We start from the raw sequence: 16,097 nt of genomic DNA, 5'->3' as shown, positions 1-16,097 counted from the left end.
TGCAAACATGACAGCCGCTTTTTTTTTTTGCACGAAATATGATAACAGATCTCCTGATTTTTTCAGCGCGAAAAAACAAGCTCAAATACGTTTTCTATTTTGAAATTTCTAGTAAAACTCACGTAGATATTCCTTGACTATTTTCAGAAAAAACTTTATATTTATTACAAAAGTAAATATAAAGAACAAATGTAAAGGGAGAGTGTAAAAATGAGCAATCATGCACTTCCAGCATTTATAACAGATGAAAAATTAGTTGAATTGTATAAACAAATGTGGCTCATTCGATATTTTGATGAGAAGGTGGACCAATTTTTTGCTAAGGGGATGATTCATGGAACGACACACCTTTGCGTCGGACAAGAAGCGACGGCAGCTGGATCCATTGCGGTTTTGCAAGAGAAAGATAAAATTACGAGCACGCATCGAGGCCACGGTCATTGCATTGCGAAAGGGGCATCCGTCGATAAAATGATGGCCGAACTGTTTGGCAAAGTGACCGGATACTGTAAAGGAAAAGGCGGCTCTATGCACATTGCCGACGTGGAAAAAGGAAACCTTGGCGCAAACGGAATTGTCGGCGGCGGCATCCCGTTGGCCGTCGGCGCGGCATTAACTTCCAGGATGAAAAACGAAGGCTATGTTGTCTTGTGCTTTTTCGGAGATGGTGCAGCCAATGAAGGAAGCTTCCATGAATCCCTAAACCTTGCTTCCATTTGGGATCTTCCCGTTGTGTTCATATGCGAGAACAATCAATATGGAATGAGCGGGTCTGTCAAAGATATGTTCAATATTGAACATATCGCCGATCGGGCACAGGCTTACGGCATTCCCGGCAAGGTCATCGACGGAAATGACATGCTGGAAGTGATGAATGCCGTTTATGAAGCGGTTGAATATGCCAGATCAGGAAAGGGGCCTGTACTGATTGAAGCCAAAACCTATCGATGGAAGGGCCACTCCAAAAGCGACGCCAAAAAATATCGCACTCGCGAAGAAGAACAAGAATGGAGAAAAAAAGATCCGATCAAAAGATTCAAAGAGTACTTGATGGAAAAAGGAGTATTAACAGAAGAAAAGGCCGAACAGCTGCGCGAAGAAGCGTTCCGGGAAATTGAAGACGCTGTCGCGTTTGCCGAAAAAAGTCCAGAACCGTCGCTCGATACATTGTTGGAAGACGTTTATGCGTAAAGGGGGAGAAAAGCGATGCGAGAGATCACGTATTTAGAAGCCGTTCGCGAAGCGATGAGTCAGGAAATGAGAAAAAATCAAGATGTTTATTTATTAGGAGAGGATATCGGGGTTTACGGCGGCGCATTTGGTGTTACGCGAGGAATGATTGAAGAATTTGGACCGGAACGTGTGAGAAATACGCCGATTTCGGAAGCAGCTATTGCCGGTGCGGCCGTCGGATCAGCGTTGACAGGGATGCGGCCGATTTTGGAGCTGCAATTTTCCGATTTTATCACGATCGCGATGGATCAGCTTGTGAACCAAGCGGCCAAACTCCGATACATGTACGGAGGAAAAGGGAAGGTTCCGATGGTGGTAAGAACTCCTGCTGGATCAGGTACAGGCGCAGCTGCCCAACATTCCCAAAGCCTAGAAGCATGGATGGCTCATATTCCCGGGCTAAAGGTCGTACAGCCGTCAACCGCTTATGATGCCAAAGGATTGTTGAAGGCGGCGATTGATGATGATAATCCCGTGATTTTCTACGAACATAAGCTCCTTTACAAAATGAAAAGCCACGTTCCAGAAGAACCATACTCCATTCCATTAGGAAAAGCAGACATGAAACGGGAAGGAAAGGACGTAACCATTGTTGCCACAGCGATGATGGTGCATAAGGCATTAGAAGCGGCAAAAGAGCTTGAAAAGGAAGGGATTGACGTCGAAATTGTCGATCCGAGAACACTTGTCCCGCTTGATGAAGAGACGATCGTCGAATCGGTGAAAAAGACAGGACGAGTGGTCGTTGTCCACGAAGCGGTCAAACGTGGAGGATATGGCGGTGAAATCGCAAGCATCATTGCAGAGAGCGAGGCTTTCGATTATCTCGACGCCCCTATTAAACGGCTTGGCGGGCTGCCTGTTCCGATTCCTTATAACCCGAATTTAGAAAAAGCGGCTGTCCCGCAAGTACCAGATATTATCAAAGCCGTAAAAGAAACGGTCCAATTTAAATAAAAAGGGGGGAAGAACCGATGGCCAAAGAAATTTTTATGCCGAAGCTGAGCAGTACGATGGAAGTCGGCACACTCCTTCAATGGTTGAAAGAAGAAGGTGAACCTGTTGATATCGGCGAACCGCTCTTTGAAATTATGACCGATAAAATCAATATCGAAGTGGAGGCCTATGACAGAGGAATCCTGTTGAAAAAATATTTCCAAGCCGATGATCAAGTCCCGGTCAATCAAGTGATTGGTTATATCGGCGAACGAGGGGAGGCTGTTCCTGAAGAGCCGCCGATTTTATCAGAAGGAGCAACCGAACCATCTGGTCAAAAGACGGAACCGTCTGCAATAAGCGAGGACGCTGTCGAAGGGAAAAGCAATGAGAATGGAAAGGTACGAGCCACACCTGCCGCCAGACGCTTAGCCAAAGAAGCGGGAGTCGATTTGCCAACGATTTCGGGAAGCGGTCCCAAAGGCCGCATCCACCTGAAAGATGTGCAGCAATATTTAGAAACGGAAAAGGAACAGCCAAAAGCATCGCCGCTGGCAAGAAAAATGGCCGAACGTGAGAATATCGATTGGAAGACGCTTCAAGGATCAGGAGCAGGCGGCAAGGTGATGAGCCGGGATGTGATCCATGCTATTCCAGCTCAAGCGTCAGGACAAAAGCAGGAGCAGCATGAAGTCCGGAAGAAGCTATCTGGATTGCGGAAAGTGGTGGCCGACCGCATGGTACAAAGCGCCTTTACCGCTCCCCACGTTACATTAACCAGCGATGTGGATATGACAAAAGCGATCGAAATGAGAATAGCCCTCCTTCCGACTGTCGAAACACAAACAGGATTTCGTTTAACGTATACGGACATTCTCATCAAAGCGGTTGGTACGGCTTTATCACGCTTCCCTGAAGTAAACGTCCATTTGGAGCATGATGAAATCATTTATAAAAAGAATGTCAATGTTGGAGTAGCCGTTGCGGTCAAAGACGGTTTAATAGTGCCGGTCATTAAACAAGTGGAACAGAAAGGGCTGGCGGCCATTTGCGCGGAAGCAAAAGATTTAAGCAAGCGCGCGAGGGAACAAAAACTCCGGCCCGATGAGCTGAAAGGCTCTACTTTTACGATTAGCAATTTAGGCATGTATCCGATTGATGCATTCACCCCGATTATTAATCAGCCGGAAATCGCGATTTTAGGCGTAGGCAGAACCCAAGAAAAACCTGTGGTTGTCAATGGGGAAATCGCCATCCGCCCAATCATGACCGTCAGCTTGTCTTTTGATCATCGTGTCATCGATGGCGCGCCCGCGGCGGAATTTTTAGCTGAAGTCAAACGCATTCTCGAAAACCCGTATGAAATGATTTTATAAGGAGGAGGTTCCATTTGGCACAATCGTATGATATCGCGGTCATCGGCGGCGGTCCGGGAGGCTATATGGCGGCTCGTCATGCTGCTCGTCTTGGAAAAAAAGTCATGCTAGTGGAAAAGGAGTTTTTAGGCGGCACCTGTTTAAATAGAGGCTGCATTCCTTCTAAAACATGGTTGAAAAACGCTGAAATTATAGAATCCATTGAGTTGTCCAAAGAATGGGGCATTCAAACGGGCAACCTCACGATTTCCTTAGACAAGATGAAAAAGCGGAAAGATGACGTCATCTCCCGTCTCCGCCAAGGGATTGCGCTTTTGTTAAGGCAAGGAAAAATTGACGTATATCAGGCAGAAGGCTTTTTAGAAGAAGGAAATACGGTTCAATTGATTGCAGATCAAAAAGAGGAACGTGTTCAAGCGGATAAAATCATTGTGGCGACTGGCTCATCTCCCTCCATTCCTCCGATCGCCGGGCTAAACGATGTTTCTTTTTATACAAGCGATACCATTTTTGAAATCGACAACATCCCAAGCTCCCTCACCATTATTGGCGGCGGCGTGATTGGCGTGGAGCTGGCGACGGTTTTTTCTCGTTTTAAAACACGAGTGACCATTATTGAAATGGCTGGACGGATGATCCCGACCGAAGATGCGGACGCCTCCAAAGCGCTTGCTCAATCGCTGCAAAAAAAAGGAGTACGAATGTTAACAAATGCGAAAGTGACACGTGTGCAAAAAAATGGAGACAAAATCATGACGGAATGTCTCAATGAAAAAGGCGAATCCGTGTTGGTCGAAGGAGAGGCGCTTTTAGTAAGCGTTGGCAGGAAGCCTAATTTATCTGCGGTTCAGGGGTTAAAACTGGAGCAAAACGGACCTTTTATTCAAGTAAATGAAAAAATGGAAACGAGCGCTTCCAACATTTATGCTGTCGGCGATGTCATAGGGGGATACCAGCTGGCGCATGCAGCCTATATGGAAGGGATCGTTGCTGCTTCGAACGCAGCAGGATACGAGCGGAAAATGGATGAAAAAGTGGTTCCTAGATGCATTTTTACGCTTCCGGAAGTGGCCAGCGTCGGATGGACGGAAGAAGAGGCGAAACGGAAAGGGCTTGCGGTGAAGACGGAAACATTCGATCTTGCCGGAAATGGGAAAGCGTTGATTTCCGGCGACACATCAGGATTTGTCAAAATCGTCTATGACATGAAATATGGAGAAATCATCGGCGTCACTATGGTCGGCCCTCACGTAACGGAAATGATTTCCGAAGCGTCTTCTTTCATATTTCTAGAAGGCACGGTCGAAGAAATGGCCCGTATGATTCACCCGCATCCAACGATTTCTGAATCGTTTTTTGACATCGCAAAAAACATTATAGATAAAAGTAAAAAATAATAGTGTGGTGTAAAAAGGGATTATTTACAATTGTTCTATGAATCGAACAAAATGTAAATAAGCTCTTATTTTTTTGCTTTTAAAAAAGTAAATGGAATATAAAAGCTTTTTATTCATCTGATGATATGTTTATTATAGAATTATGTAAGTAATCAGATAGATCAAATGACATCGCAAGTGTTGATAATCCATTATTTTATGAAAAATGTGGAATGATTGAGCTAGGAATCAAGCAATGTCAACGGGTTTTTTATGGGTCATCAACACACCTGAAATGGTATGAAAAAAGAAGAGGTGAGGAAATGTTAGAGTGGGAAGAAAGAAGGCAGCTTGTTAAAGTGGCTACATTGTATTATATGGAAGGGTGGACGCAAGAACAAATCGCGAAAAAAATAGGAGTGTCAAGACCGATTATTTCCAAAATGCTGCAGCGTGCGAAAGAAGTAGGAATCGTAGAAATATTTATTAAAGATGAAAGTGCCCATACCGTTGAATTGGAGCAAAAATTGGAGAAGCATTACGGATTGAAGGATGCGGTTGTCGTACCGACAGTAGGATTGACACCTGATATGGTGAAGCGGGCTGTAGCGCGTGCGGGCGCTTATTATCTCTCTAAAAATTTAAAGTCGGTGAAAAGGTTAGGGATTTCGTGGGGAACGACGCTTGCAGAACTAGTGAAAGAATTTCCGTATATTCGCAAAGAAGAGTTAAAAATTATTCCGCTTGAAGGAGGGATGGGAAGAAAATTCGTTGAAATTCATGCGAACCAGCTTGCCCACGAATTGGCTAAAAAAATGAGCTGTACCTGTCTTTATTTATATGCTCCAGCCATTGTTGAGACAGAAGAATTAAGGGAAAGATTGTTATCCATGCCAGATATCGAAGCTGTGCTTGAAGAAGGTCGGAATATCGATGTTGCCATCATTGGAATCGGCAATCCGCATAAATCCTCCACCTTGCGTAAGCTAGGTTACTTGAAGGATGATGATCTGCACTATTTGCGTAAGCTGGGTGTCGTGGGTGATATCGGATTTCGATTTTTTGATGAATCTGGTAATGTCATTATCAATTCATTCACCAATAAAGTGATTGGCGTTTCCTTAAGCGAATTAAAAAAGGTGAACCGAGTGATAGCGGTTGTTGAAGGAATTCATAAACTTGAAAGTATAAAAGGAGCACTGAACGGAGGCTTCATCAATGTTTTAATTATTGATGAGCAGACTGCTGCAGCGATTGTTGAAAATTGGTGAAAAATTTCATGGAAAACGATTTTTACTTGGGTCCATTCATTAATATACATTTACAAAAAAACCTTCATAAAGTAGAGATTTGACCAAACGATTGAGGAGGTTCATGTATCAGGCTTCAGCTTACTAATGATTCACCAAGTTTTTACAGATAGAAGGACCGAGACTCTATTACTCAACATGGATGATGAGGGATCACAACCGTATCATCGATGAAGGAATGGCTGGAACGCTAACGGGGGCTTCATCCGCTCAGTTTTTATCCGAAGCATTGGGCGACAATGAGCCAAAATCTGTGGGATGAAACCATTCTTCTGTAGGAAAAGGCAATAGGGGATGTTCCGTTGTCTCAATGGTCAAGCCTAAATAAAGACCTTCTTGAGCGCTGATACGCTTGATCTCATGATCGAAGGAGGCGGCTTCCATTGCTCGCATATGGTTCATTCGTTCGTCTGAGACATCTACCTGTTGGCTCATGGTTCATATGATGAAACAAGCCTTTCCATTAGTGTTTCGGCTTTACGACAAAGCTTTTAGGTGATTATGGTGTATTATGGAAAACGATCGTACGTAGCAGCTTGCTTAAAAAGAGTTGTCATCTCCATGTTCAAGAGCGATCGCCTATTTCTATTCAAAAGGCATCAAAAATTTGGCGATCAGACTGGCATTCTGTCGTGAGGAAAAGAGCTATTGCCCTTATGAAATTTATGATAGCGAAGCGAAACAAGCGAGTCCTATTGATATCAGCAAAAAGCTGTTCGATGTAACAGATGCAACCAACATACGAATCTATCGTTTTTTTTACATTTCAACCGTGAATTTGGTTTTATGTATTGACACGAGAAAGCGATTACAAATATAATTAAAACAAAATTAACTAAATAGAACAAATGTAAAAAGTCAGAATTATCATTTTTTGCGCGATTGTGTTTCAACCTAACTAGGGGGAAGGTTCATGAATTCGATTGAAAAAATCATTCACGAAAATTGTGTGTTGTTAAATGTCGAAGCGTATGATCAACATGACATTCTTTCTCAACTCTCGGATGCTTTATATAAACAAGGTTTTGTTAAGGATACCTTTAAGCATGCTGTTTTAGAAAGGGAAGCCGAATTTCCGACTGGATTGCCATTAGTTTCAATCGGTGTTGCCATTCCGCACACAGATGCTTACCATGTTGCTCGAACGGGCATAGGAGTTGCCATCTTAAAGAAACCTGTAGAGTTCTCTGTAATGGGAAGTCCTGATGATAAAGTACATGTATCTATTATTTTGATGCTTGCGATGAACGATGGCAAAAAACAAATCGAACTCCTGCAACGTTTAATGGAATTTTTTCAAAAAGAAGAAAAATTGCTTGTTTTAAAAGACATGAAAAACGAGAAAGAAATCGCTGCCTATTTAGAAACTGAAATATTTTGAAAATAGAAAATATTGATGATTAAGGGAGGAATAAAAATGAAAAAGGTGCTTGTCATTTGTGGAACTGGAGTTGCAACATCAACAATGGTGATCAATAAGCTAAAGGAATTTTTTGCAGAAAAACAAATCGATGTTCAGCTTTATCAATCAAAAGTTTCGGATATTTTATCAACCGGAAATGATTATGATGTCATCATATCGACAACCGTTGTTCCGCCAAGCATTAAAACAAAGGTTGTTAATGCCGTTCCTTTACTAACAGGAATAGGAAAGGAAAAGGTATTTAACGATATATTAGAAGCATTAAAATAATCAATGAGGGGATGGGAGTATATGGATTTCATCCAAAAGATTGTTGATTTAGGCCCTACAGTCGTATTGCCTGTCATCATTTTTTTATTCGGTCTTGTTTTAAAAATGAAACCGGGGCGTGCCTTTCGGGCAGGTTTAACCGTCGGAATTGGTTTTATCGGTGTGAATTTAATTATCGGCTTGCTCGTGGATAATTTAGGACCTGCCGCAAAAGATATGGTTGAAAGGCTAGGGATTGATTTAAGTATTATTGACGTGGGTTGGCCAGCTACTTCGGCCATTGCCTTCGGATCAACTGTAGGTGCCTTGGCAATCCCTATCGGATTAATTGTCAATTTCATTTTACTCATTGTAGGCTTGACAAAAACGCTGAATATTGATTTGTGGAATTTATGGCATATTGCCTTCACAGGTGCGCTCGTCAGCATTATGACCGACAGCTTTGCGATGGGAATTGTAACCGCCTCTGTACATGCCATTGTCCTCTTAGTCCTTGCTGATATGTCACAAAAACATGTAGAGAAATTTTATGGCTATCCAAACATTTCTTTTCCCCATGGAACGTCTACACCGTATATTTTGTTTGCTTGGCCTTTAGAAAAGCTCTTCAACATGATTCCCGGGTTTAAAAATTTAAAAGCTGATCCTGAATCGATTCAAAAAAGATTAGGAATTTTAGGTGAATCGACAGTATTAGGGCTGATATTAGGTCTTATTATCGGTATTTTAGCAGGATGGAATGCAAAAGAAGTGTTGAATTTAGGAGTATCGACTGCAGCTGTTATGCTTCTTTTACCGCGGATGGTCTCCATTTTAATGGAGGGACTTGCGCCCGTTTCAGAATCTGCCAGCGAATTTGTAAAATCAAAATTTCCTGGCCGCGAAGTATTCATAGGGATGGACAGTGCTTTGGCAGTAGGACATCCAGCAGCAATCGCCTCATCTTTGATCATGGTGCCGATTGTCTTATTACTAGCCATTATTGTACCTGGCAACAAAGTATTGCCATTCGGTGACTTGGCAACGATCCCATTCATTGTCAGTATGATGGTTCCGATTTTCCGGGGAAATGTTATTCGAACCGTGGTAGCAAGCACGATTGCATTAGGGTTTGGTTTATTGCTAGCAACCTATATTTCCCCTCTTTTCACACAAGCAGCCAAAAATGTAGGTTTTTCTTTCCCAGAAGGAACGAACTCCATATCCTCGCTTGTTGACGGGGCGGTTCCAACGACTGCGATCTTCTTATTCGGGGCAAAGTTAGGGTACATTGGCTTGATTATCATTGCATTAATTGCTCTAGCAACCGCTTATTACATCAATAAAAGGCCCAATAAAACAAACGAATCATAAATGGGGTTCATCCTTTGCTTCTTACAGCAAACGAAAACATGCAGCTTCAACTTCCAAACGATTCAGTTTCGAAGTTGAAGTTTTTTTGCGGAATGTCTTGGCGGTTTCTGTGTTGTTGCTTAATTAAAAAACAATCAGCATAGAACGTTTTGCAACAGCTTATCAAAAAGCAGTTACATATGATAACAAATGAATGGATAGCGAAGGAACCTATAAGCAGACGGACAATGGATTGAAAGACATATGTGCTGAACGGATGATGTGGGGTGGAAAAACTTTCTGTACCCCATTTCAAAAGTGACAGTGAGCAACATTCTTGGGGGGAAGTTATTTTTTTATGCCTTTTATCAGTAAACCCTCTGTAATCCACTCTCTCAATTTAATATTGGTTTCTTTTCAAATGATTGTAGCCTCATCTGCCGAGAACTCTCCCGCCTCTTAACGGGGTGAAGGTGAGGAAGCTGCAATAAATAGATGTTCTGCATGTAAGCGCTCATTTTCTCTTCTAGAGATCACCTTTTCTTCTTCATCAAAAAGGCTATTGATTCCGAATGTATGTTGATGGAGCAGTCGATCTCGTTTTTTATCGCGTTCTTCGGACATTTGTTGGTTCATGTGTTCCAAACGTTTTTTTATGAAAATGGAGAAGGCTTCCTGTCATGGTCTTCAAACCATTTGCTTAATCTGTACTTTTTTAGTACGATTGTATTAAAAAGGAGAAACAGATGAATTGGATCGCATGGTTCATTATTGCCTGTGAAATCGGATTTTGGGTATTCATTATTGCTGGCCTATTTGCAAGATATGTTTTTAAGCAACAAAAGCTAGGAATCTATCTATTAGCGATGTCACCTATCGTCGATCTCGTTTTACTTATCGCTACGAGTTTTGATTTATATCGTGGAGCAACAGCCACCATTGCCCACGGTTTGGCTGCCGTATACATTGGCGTTTCGATCGCTTTCGGGAAAAGCATGGTACGCTGGGCGGATGAGCGATTTCAATATTACGTGGCAAAAACAGGGCCAAAACCAGTGAAGCGTTACGGTCTCGACTATGCAAAGCATTATTTTAAAGGCTGGATTCGGCATGTTTTATCTTATATGATCGGTTGTGGTATGATAGGAATAATTGATTGGTTGATTGACGATATCGAACGAACGGCTGCCCTCGTTCAAATTGCAAAAGTTTGGACAATTGTGCTCATCGTCGATTTTCTCATCTCGATCTCCTATTTTATCTTTCCAAGAAAAAAGCCTGAAGAAGGATAAATCGTGAATAGCAAAGGATATGGTCCATATGCATTCTATGTTATCCAAAGCCATCCAAACGTATTTCGATACAAGCGAAATCGTTACATGGAAACAAGTTTATGGCGGCGATATCAATGAATCTTTTTACATTCGGACAGCTTCCGGCTCCTATTTCATAAAAATTCAAGCAGCGCCGCCTCCACGCTTTTTCCATTCTGAAAAAAGCGGATTAGATACGATTCGTTTAACGAAGACGATTTCTGTTCCAAACGTGTTTCATGTTTATGAAGATGGCGAAATTGGCTGTTTAATTTTAGAATGGATATCCGGGAAGAAAACTGAACAAGCCGCCGAAAAACTTGGAAATCTGCTCGCCCTCATGCACAACCATACAGGAGAAAAATTTGGTTTTGCGAACAATGGTTACATTGGAAAGCTGCCGCAACCGAATCAATGGTTGGATTCATGGATCGATTATTATCGAACATGCAGGCTGCAACCTCAAATTCGTCTTGCTGAAGAAAAGGGATTGTTACCCCTTTCCATTTTCAAAAAGTTAAATAAGCTGATGCAAGAGTTAGAGCAATGGATACCAGAAAAACCAAAAGCCTCTTTGCTTCATGGAGATTTATGGAGCGGAAATTGGATGGCGGGGGAAAATGGCGAACCGTATCTCATCGATCCTTCTGTTTTTTATGGACATGATGAATTTGAGCTCGCCTTTACCGAATTATTTGGCGGGTTTCCAGCCGGCTTTTATCATGCTTATCAAGAAGTAAATCCTTTATCCAAAGATTATGAAGATCGTAAAGAACTTTATCAATTATTTTATCTGCTTGTTCATCTCAATTTGTTTGGAAAAAGCTATGTAAATGCGGTAGAAAGAATCGTTAACCGTTATGTTTAACCGTGTTCACCTAACAACATTTCGTCAACGATTTCATTCTACCTTTCTTATTTATTGCTTAACCGTATGTTTATACCCATTCAGCAGCCTGCCGGACTTCTTGCCATGTAAGCTGATGGGCCGGTGTTCATCCAATGAATGGTTACCTTGGACTTTGCCTTCTAGTTCCTCCGTTTCTGACCGGAGGCAGAGCGGATTATTCACACCCGCGGCAATAAATACGGACGTACCGGTTAAATCAGGAAGTTTGTTTCCTCTTCTTGGCATCATTGGATGATGCAGCAAGACCCCTTTTAAAGTCCCTTTAAAATGAAACAATAAACTTCCTGCTATATTAGCTCCGTTGGAATATCCAAATGCCACGATATTTCCGCGGTTCAATTGATAGTTTGCCTCTGCTTCATCTAAAAAGTCGTTTCGTTCTTTCGTCCGCTTAATCAAATCGGCCTCATCAAAAACTCCTTCCGCCAAGCGCTTAAAAAATCGCGGCATTCCGTTTTCTAAAACATTTCCTCGAACACTGAGTATGTTCGCTTGTGGATCGATATGCTCAGCTAATGGCAGGAGAGCTTGTTCGTTAATTAAAATATCTCAAATTCAGAGTAATATTGACGGATTATTCCCTATTTGTCAAATTGTTTTGTAAGCTACATCTTAATCATTTGAAACCAGAGGCTCATTTCCTTTATAGTAAACATAGAAATCATCAATATATGGGAGGAATTCGATCGATGGAATATCGGATAGAAAGAGACACAATGGGTGAAGTGAAAGTTCCAGCGGATAAATGGTGGGGAGCCCAAACACAAAGAAGTAAGAATAATTTTAAAATTGGAACAGAAAAAATGCCAATCGAATTAATTCGCGCTTTCGCCGTGCTAAAGAGAAGTGCCGCCATCGTTAATGAAAAACTAGGAAAACTAAGCAAACCTAGAAAAGAGGCGATCGTTTTTGCTTGCGATGAAATTTTAGCTGGGAAATTAAATGACCATTTTCCGCTTGTCGTTTGGCAAACCGGTAGTGGAACGCAGTCGAATATGAACGTGAATGAAGTGGTAGCGAATCGCGGAAATGCCTGGTTAAAAGAACAAGGAATGGATGAAAAGATTCATCCGAATGACCATGTCAACATGAGCCAAAGCTCAAACGATACCTTTCCGACAGCCATGCATATTGCGAGTGTCCTTGCGATCAAAGACACTTTGCTTCCGGCATTAGAGCGCTTACATACAACGTTCGTTGCGAAAGAAAAAGAGTTTCAACATATTGTAAAAATCGGTCGTACTCATCTCCAAGATGCCACCCCGCTTACACTCGGGCAAGAAATTAGCGGCTGGGCATATATGCTGCAGCGTTCCAAAGAGATGATTATGGAATCTACTGAAAAGATGAAAGCCTTGGCGGTTGGGGGAACGGCTGTAGGAACAGGAATTAATGCTCATCCAAAGTTTGGCGAGATGGTTGCCGAAGAGATTTCGGCTTATACAAAAGAAACGTTCACTTCGTCAATCAATAAGTTCCATGCTTTAACAAGCCATGATGAAATCACCTATGCCCACGGTGCTTTAAAAGCTTTAGCTGCCGATTTAATGAAAATCGCAAATGACGTTCGTTGGTTGGCAAGCGGCCCTCGTTGCGGAATCGGGGAAATTACCATCCCTGAAAACGAACCGGGCAGCTCGATCATGCCTGGAAAAGTAAACCCTACACAAAGTGAAGCACTCACCATGGTAGCGGTTCAAGTGATGGGAAATGATGCGGCGATTGGTTTTGCCGCAAGTCAAGGGAATTTTGAATTAAATGTTTTTAAACCGGTCATTGCTTATAATTTCTTGCAATCCGTCCGTCTGTTAGCCGATGCGATGGATTCCTTTAATACGAATTGCGCCGTTGGCATTAAACCAAACGAAAAAGTGATACAAGAATACTTGAATCAGTCTTTAATGTTAGTAACAGCCTTGAATCCTCACATTGGCTATGAAAATGCGGCGAAAATTGCCAAACATGCTCATAAACATAACTTGTCCCTTAAACAAGCGGCCATTGAATTAGGAGTGCTAACGGAAGAACAATTCGATCAATATGTTCGTCCTGAAGAGATGATTCATCCAAAAGCGTGATCAAAAAGTAGCTTTCTAACGTCTTAAAAGTCCAAGCCTCACTTATTTTATCGCGTTCGCGCCAATTTAACTTATGAAAGCTCGCTCATGGTCTTTTTAGGCCATGAGCAAGCTAAAAAACTCAATCAACTTATTGCTTTTATTTTCCATAATAAAAGTCGCTCCATTTATCCATGCTTAGAATGGCGATCAGCTAATATAAAATGATCACCATATCCCCAAAAAACAAAACAGAATGATTCCAGCTTTTGTTGCAACGCTCGGATAGGGTTCAAAATTTTGCATAGTAAATCGCTGAAGTTATAAATGATGTTTTTTTAAACGGATACTCGATTGTGAAAGGATCTCTTTAAGTGGTGAATAAAGTTGAACAGCAATCCGGTATCCGATAAAAAAGCCGATTCCATTTAGCATGACATCATCAATATCTACTTTTCTTCCAGTCCCTTGAAAAATGTTTTCAATTAATTGAATCAATTCGATTAAAATAGGAATGGAAATGGAGGAAATAAATGCTGTTGTCACGCTTTTAAGCCGATCCCAGAGGACTGTCAAGTAAAAGGACAATGGGAAAAGCAGCAAAGTGTTTCCCATAATGTTTGTAACTAAAGACATATAATAGCCGTGTTTGATAGCGAATATGGCCATATCGATTAACGAAGCGAAGGGAATTATATTAATATTATGAGCGATCGGTTGACTTGTATCTATTGCTTTCGGATCAATATAAATAGGGAAAAAGAGTAAGAACATAACGTACAGACAGTAGTTCACAAAAATATATTTGCCAATATGCTAAAAAAATTAAACTCCTTTTTTCTTCTGACCATAAATGCCTGAACGACCACAAATTCACAGGTAACCAAAATAAGATCATCAACGGAAGTCTTGCTGAAATAGAAGCGATTGCGTCAATACCTTTTGTGATTTTTCCTGTTTCTACGTTTATACAATACATTTCTTTTTCAAGGTCAGTGATAGGTATATTTAGATTATTTTCTTCTCTAATACTCTTTAGTTCAATAAGGTTAAACCAATCCAGCTTATGAATATTTTCTTTAACTCTCATACAGATTGGACACCAGCTATCATACAATACTAAGATTTTACTCACCTTATGCTACTCCTTTTTGTAAAATTTTCAAATCTTATGTTTATAATAAGGGGTGATATCAAAATCATCAAATTAATTAATTTTGAAAGGATTTGAATATTCAAATACACTTATCACGCTTTACGTCTCGTTATTTTTAGCATTTGTTATACCTATAATATTGTTGATTCACGAGAACGCGATTGTCCAATTATATTGGGTAATAACATACACTGTAGGAATACTCCAACAAAAGCAAGCACCACAAAAAACGACCAAGAAAGGGGAATATTTCTTGTTAATAAATATCCTACAATGAAGGGACCGATCGCGTTACTGATTCCATAGAGAAGCTGATAGCTCGAAATGCTTTTCCCTCTTTTCTCAGCCGGACCAATTTCCCCCACAATTGTTGCAGACGCTGGATAAAAAAGTTGTTCTCCACAACTAAAGAGAAGAATTCCGACGAAAAGAAGTGGAACAAAAAAGTTCAAGTGTGCAGATACTAAAAATGTACTTCCTAAGAAAATGATATAAGATAAGCCTAAAACAACCGAACCGACGATTATTTTTTGCAAATCGTTCAAGCGATGTGTAAAAAACAACAGCGGAACCTGAAGGACAATAACGGAAAGGCTATTTACTGTAAATAACACACCAGAAATCCAGCTAAGGTCTGGACTTATCTCCTTTATAAAAGCAGGCATTGCGAAACCTAAAGCGACGTACATAAAGGTCATCGGAGCAACTGCTACCAAAAAACGCATTAAGTTTGAGTCGTATGAAAAACGAATAGCCCAAACTTTTTTGGAAATCGGTTCTTTTTTTATAATTGATTGGTTGCGCAATGGAATTTTTGCAATCAACACGGCTGCAATAAGAAAACTGAATGCATCTATGAATATTAACGTCCCATAAGCAAACGATGTATTAAATATTGCTATGATACCTGTACCTATGAGCATTCCTAAAGAATTCCCCAAATTCCGTAAACTTCGAGAACTTCCAAACCACATCGTTCGATCCTCGCTGGGGACAAGTTGTGAGATGATCGTTTGGTTCACAACTGGCCATGCCCGCTGTCCCCAGGTAACAATAGTCGCTGCGATTGTCAATCCCCAAATATTATGGAATATCAAATATCCAAGAGTTCCGATTCCTCGTAACCAAAAACTTGCAAGAGCAGCAGGCTTTGCACCTAATCGATCCACTATCATACCGCAGACAGGTATGGCAAGTAATCCAGCCAATGCACTAATCGATAGCATTTGACCTACTTGCTCCAACGAAAGACCACTCGTCTTTAGAAAAAAAAGAACTAAAAATGGCATAGTTAACCCCGATCCGAACGAATCTAGAAACAATGCCCCTAGAAAGGGCGCACTCCAAGGTTGTGAATGAACTACTTTCTTTATTTTCGAATATTGAGAAACTAGGAACTTCATGC

14 protein-coding genes and 1 pseudogene are annotated in these 16,097 nt (G+C 41.2%); 11 read left to right on the top strand and 4 right to left on the bottom strand.

All coding sequences use genetic code 11. The features are described from left to right. Positions 1 to 210: 210 nt before the first annotated feature. The 10 genes from pdhA to GFC28_RS07790 all read left to right on the top strand — a co-directional run bounded on the left by pdhA (position 211) and on the right by GFC28_RS07790 (position 11,437). Positions 211 to 1,191: a pyruvate dehydrogenase (acetyl-transferring) E1 component subunit alpha gene (gene pdhA / locus GFC28_RS07845; RefSeq protein WP_044741667.1), complete on the top strand. Its 981-nt coding sequence runs from the start codon at positions 211 to 213 to the stop codon at positions 1,189 to 1,191. Between the two features lie 15 nt (positions 1,192 to 1,206). After that, the gene (locus GFC28_RS07840) at positions 1,207 to 2,190 is read left to right on the top strand and encodes an alpha-ketoacid dehydrogenase subunit beta (RefSeq protein WP_044741668.1); all 984 of its coding nucleotides are present in this window, start codon (positions 1,207 to 1,209) and stop codon (positions 2,188 to 2,190) included. Positions 2,191 to 2,207: 17 nt separating this feature from the next. Beyond that, positions 2,208 to 3,545 carry a dihydrolipoamide acetyltransferase family protein gene (locus GFC28_RS07835; RefSeq protein WP_044741669.1) on the top strand — a complete coding sequence of 446 codons (1,338 nt, stop codon included), beginning with the start codon at positions 2,208 to 2,210 and terminating at the stop codon, positions 3,543 to 3,545. 14 nt (positions 3,546 to 3,559) lie between these two features. Continuing rightward, entirely contained in the window at positions 3,560 to 4,942 is a 1,383-nt protein-coding gene (lpdA, locus tag GFC28_RS07830; protein WP_044741670.1) for a dihydrolipoyl dehydrogenase, read from the top strand. Positions 4,943 to 5,244: 302 nt separating this feature from the next. Beyond that, positions 5,245 to 6,192 carry a sugar-binding transcriptional regulator gene (locus tag GFC28_RS07825; RefSeq protein WP_044741671.1) on the top strand — a complete coding sequence of 316 codons (948 nt, stop codon included), beginning with the start codon at positions 5,245 to 5,247 and terminating at the stop codon, positions 6,190 to 6,192. A gap of 952 nt (positions 6,193 to 7,144) precedes the next feature. After that, positions 7,145 to 7,612: a PTS sugar transporter subunit IIA gene (locus GFC28_RS07815; protein ID WP_044741672.1), complete on the top strand. Its 468-nt coding sequence runs from the start codon at positions 7,145 to 7,147 to the stop codon at positions 7,610 to 7,612. Positions 7,613 to 7,648: 36 nt separating this feature from the next. Further along, the gene (locus tag GFC28_RS07810) at positions 7,649 to 7,924 is read left to right on the top strand and encodes a PTS sugar transporter subunit IIB (RefSeq protein ID WP_044741673.1); all 276 of its coding nucleotides are present in this window, start codon (positions 7,649 to 7,651) and stop codon (positions 7,922 to 7,924) included. Between the two features lie 21 nt (positions 7,925 to 7,945). Further along, positions 7,946 to 9,277, top strand: a complete 1,332-nt coding sequence (locus GFC28_RS07805) for a PTS galactitol transporter subunit IIC (RefSeq protein ID WP_044741674.1) — start codon at positions 7,946 to 7,948, stop codon at positions 9,275 to 9,277. Between the two features lie 725 nt (positions 9,278 to 10,002). Beyond that, positions 10,003 to 10,548: a hypothetical protein gene (locus GFC28_RS07795; RefSeq protein WP_044741675.1), complete on the top strand. Its 546-nt coding sequence runs from the start codon at positions 10,003 to 10,005 to the stop codon at positions 10,546 to 10,548. 28 nt (positions 10,549 to 10,576) lie between these two features. Continuing rightward, positions 10,577 to 11,437 carry a fructosamine kinase family protein gene (locus GFC28_RS07790; RefSeq protein WP_369815560.1) on the top strand — a complete coding sequence of 287 codons (861 nt, stop codon included), beginning with the start codon at positions 10,577 to 10,579 and terminating at the stop codon, positions 11,435 to 11,437. Positions 11,438 to 11,507: 70 nt separating this feature from the next. Here GFC28_RS07790 and GFC28_RS07785 read toward each other — a convergent pair. Further along, positions 11,508 to 12,016, bottom strand: a pseudogene (locus tag GFC28_RS07785) (alpha/beta hydrolase); the annotation flags it as partial. Positions 12,017 to 12,168: 152 nt separating this feature from the next. On the opposite strand from GFC28_RS07785, the gene fumC reads away from it, so the two are divergent. Further along, complete coding sequence (fumC, locus tag GFC28_RS07780) at positions 12,169 to 13,557, top strand: class II fumarate hydratase (RefSeq protein ID WP_044741677.1); 1,389 nt, start codon at positions 12,169 to 12,171, stop codon at positions 13,555 to 13,557. A gap of 300 nt (positions 13,558 to 13,857) precedes the next feature. On the opposite strand, the gene GFC28_RS18760 is transcribed toward fumC, so the two are convergent. The 3 genes from GFC28_RS18760 to GFC28_RS07765 form a co-directional block, all read right to left on the bottom strand. Next, the gene (locus tag GFC28_RS18760; RefSeq protein WP_082063418.1) at positions 13,858 to 14,310 is read right to left on the bottom strand and encodes a VanZ family protein; all 453 of its coding nucleotides are present in this window, start codon (positions 14,308 to 14,310) and stop codon (positions 13,858 to 13,860) included. Beyond that, entirely contained in the window at positions 14,279 to 14,671 is a 393-nt protein-coding gene (locus tag GFC28_RS07770; RefSeq protein WP_044741679.1) for a DCC1-like thiol-disulfide oxidoreductase family protein, read from the bottom strand. The genes GFC28_RS18760 and GFC28_RS07770 overlap by 32 nt, the downstream gene beginning before the upstream one ends. Positions 14,672 to 14,823: 152 nt before the next feature. Continuing rightward, positions 14,824 to 16,095 (bottom strand): MFS transporter, encoded by a 1,272-nt coding sequence (locus tag GFC28_RS07765; RefSeq protein WP_044741680.1) that lies wholly within the window; start codon positions 16,093 to 16,095, stop codon positions 14,824 to 14,826. Positions 16,096 to 16,097: the final 2 nt, after the last annotated feature.

Origin of the sequence: Anoxybacillus sp. B2M1 (assembly GCF_001634265.1) — a bacterium.
Lineage (GTDB): Bacteria > Bacillota > Bacilli > Bacillales > Anoxybacillaceae > Anoxybacteroides > Anoxybacteroides rupiense.
Note: the sequence above shows the minus strand (reverse complement) of the source record. Positions and strands in the feature narration are given on the sequence as shown.